Genomic DNA, 3,040 nt, shown 5'->3' on the forward strand with positions numbered 1-3,040 from the left:
GAACCAGGCCGGCAAACCGAGCGTCACCGCGGAGCGGCGCGGTTGCCGGGTAGAACAGATAATGTGTGAGCCGATCCTTTCGGGCTAAATAGGAGCCCTGCGCGGCCGAGAAGCGAACGTCTGGGACCATCCAGCCACGACTCAGGTAGTATGCCTGTGCTATGTCGAATGCCTGGTCGACGGCGCCAAATAGGCAAGCGAAGCACATGGCGTTTTCTGCGTGGCCTGTACCTTGGTGTGCCCTGGCAAGGCTTTCGGTCAGTACGGCCGAGATCGCCGCAGGATCGCGCGTCTGCGCCGCGGCAGCGACACGAGAGACATAGGCTATCTCAGCTTCGGGTATTCCTGTCGGCCACGTGCTGCGATCCGCCACCATCGCGAGCGCTGCGGTGGGGCGGCCGCTATAAAGCAGAGCGTAGAAGCGGGCAAACCAGACCGCAAAGTGCGTCGGGAACAGGCGTGCGCCTTGCGCCATCACTTGGTCGGCTTCGTCCTGCCGTTCAGCCGCGCAAAGCTGGAGGATGCGCGTGAACATCAAGTTGGGGTTTGGCGGCTGTAGACGCGCGAGAATGTCGGTAGCCTCTGCCGAATCGCGGCTGCGGCCTACTCCGCCCAGCAGACGCGCGAGGGCGGTCAAGAGCCACTGATTGTCCGGATGCGTTTGCAGCGCTTCGCGCAGAACCTGCTCTGCTTCGAACCACCTGCCAATGATCGGTTCTGAGATCGCGTTTGCGACTCGTCCAAAGGCGTTGGTTGGATCCAGCTTGAGTGCGCGGGCTGCCACCGCACGCGCGCGCTGACGAAATGCGACAGTCTCGCTTGCGGGCCGGTAGGCGGCGCTGAACGCATACGCAAACGCCAATGCTCCCCAGCCGTCCGGGTAGTCGGGTTCGTTGGTTGTTACCTGCTGGTACAAGCCGATGGCCTGGTTCTGTCCTTCTCGATTATCTTGAGCCAGCGCCAGCTCGGCCTGCGTCATCAGCGCAGCAACGTAGTCGGGCGGGACCGAACTCCTGCGCAGGTACGCCCACCGCCAGCCACCAGCCGCCATGGCGATCGCCGCGGCACCCACGCCTGATGCGAGCAGCTTGCGTCGGGATGCCGGTCCGGGTGCGACGACCGTGGGTGGAGCGGTTTGCTCAAGGGGGATTTCTACAATCGCGGGTCCTGCCTCAGCTCGATCGAGCTCCACCAATCGATAACCTACTTTGGTGACGGTCTCGATGCGGAAAACGCCACCGCCGATGCCTTCGGCGGCCCGCCGCAAACGAGAAATCACCCGGTTGATCGCGTCCTCGCCGACGGCACGCCCAGCCCAACAGCTACGCGTCAGGTCGTCGCGGCTGAGAATCGCTCCACCGGCCCGGTATAGGGCAACCAAGACTTGCATGACGCGTGGCTCAAGCACTTCCGTCGCATCGCCCCGCACCAACTCGCGCGTGGACGGACAGATTCGAAGCGGGCCAATCGTGTAGGGAGGCTCGTGCGCCAGCTCGATTGGTGCCGCAGCGTCGCTCATCAGAACATCATCGGTGTTTCATCCGGTGCCGCTCGCCTGCTCATCCTCCTGGTCAGGCCGAACCAAAGGCACTGTCCATGCGTGGTCGCGGCGCTGAAGCTCGCGACCCTCGCAAGGGAAATGCCGATGTTCAAAGTCCACCTCGCCGCGACATGTGCCGCCGTCGCCCTCATGACTTCTGCCCCGCAAGTTGCCGCCAAGGATCACTCTTGGCAGGTCGGCAACGACAGCTTCCACGTTTACTACAGCGAACTCGACCTGAACAGTGCCGCTGGACGAGCCGAGCTTCTGGCTCGAGTCACCCGCAGTGCAAACCAGCTTTGTCGCGATCGCTTTGATAAGCGCGACTGCGTCGCCGCCACGGTAGAGACCACCAGCCTCCAGCCCCAAGCTTCTGCGCTGCGCCTCGCCATGGCCGAGAGCAAGTTCACAAAAATGGCCCAGCACTAAGACGAGCTTTGCCCTACCTTCTGGCTTTGAAACGGCTGCATGCGAGCGTGCGGGTGCACGGCGTGGATCCGCGCGTGATGGGTTCAAGTCACGGCGAAGCGCATCGCGCCGAGCGAGCCGCTTGTAGGAAAGAACAACACCCGCGCGTGATCATGTGGTTGGAGGGAATGGCTGCGAGATTCTCGGCGCCAGGCTTCAAAAGGAGGTGAGTGCATGCCCAAAAGTGGCGCTTCCGGCGTGTCGTGTTTTGGAATGTCGGTTCGATCAATGCATCAACTGACGGTGGAGGCCGTTACCTCGAACGACATACCCGACCGCGTGAATGCCGGGTAGATGGCCATGAATGAGCGTCCGAAGTTGCAAAGCAAGCAAGTTGCTGTGAACGTCCGCATTTGGATTCCCAGGATCGCTCGCGGGCAGGTTGTCGGCGTGTCGGCCGCCGATGACGACTCAAGCCGCCAATGTAGGCCTTGTTTACGGCAGTGAGCGCACCGGGTGATACGGCACATAAGTCTTCATCGATTGAAGAGCAGCTACGGCTTGCCGCCTTTGCGTTCGAAGCCGCCTGCTCTGCAGCTGCGCTAAGCCGCACACGAGAGATAAAACTTTCCTACAGAGAACCAGAACGGTTAGGAGACGGCAGAGAGGAGTCGTCCGATGATGACCATGGTTCCTGCCTGCCTTGTTGCCTTATCTACGCTGGTCACCAGCATTTCCGCCCTGGTTTGGTCTTTTCGACGCAAACCGTGACTCGGATCAGAGACCGGAGCGGGCGGTCACTCCACTCGCTTAGATGCGCAGACGCAAGCGACTTGGGGCCGCCTGCGCCGTGGCAAACCCGCGGTGTCGGCGCCCGCAAGATGTCACAGGGACGGGTATCTTCTGATAGATACGGGTGAGCGCGGCCCCGGCGACGAAGCTTCCAACTGACCTCGACTTTAAACGGCGCGCGTTAGTCCTAGGTTGACCTACATATCGGCTTTACACGGTTGATTGGACGCCTAGCATTTCAGCTGGCTCTCACAAACGAGCCGCCGCTCACCCGCAGCGGAAAACTCCATTGCGCGGCCG

General features: G+C 61.7%; 2 protein-coding genes. One reads left to right on the top strand and one right to left on the bottom strand.

Going from position 1 to position 3,040, the window contains the following annotated elements; translation table 11 throughout:
• Positions 1-1,519 (bottom strand): winged helix-turn-helix domain-containing protein (locus tag GV044_RS19305; protein ID WP_201299164.1); only part of this gene is annotated, 1,519 nt, incomplete at its 3' end.
• Between GV044_RS19305 and GV044_RS19310 the strand changes: the two genes are divergently transcribed.
• On the top strand, positions 1,484-1,969 hold the full coding sequence (locus GV044_RS19310; protein ID WP_159873978.1) for a UrcA family protein: 486 nt from the start codon (positions 1,484-1,486) through the stop codon (positions 1,967-1,969). The genes GV044_RS19305 and GV044_RS19310 overlap by 36 nt on opposite strands.
• Positions 1,970-3,040: the final 1,071 nt, after the last annotated feature.

This window comes from Novosphingobium sp. 9U (assembly GCF_902506425.1).
GTDB lineage: Bacteria > Pseudomonadota > Alphaproteobacteria > Sphingomonadales > Sphingomonadaceae > Novosphingobium.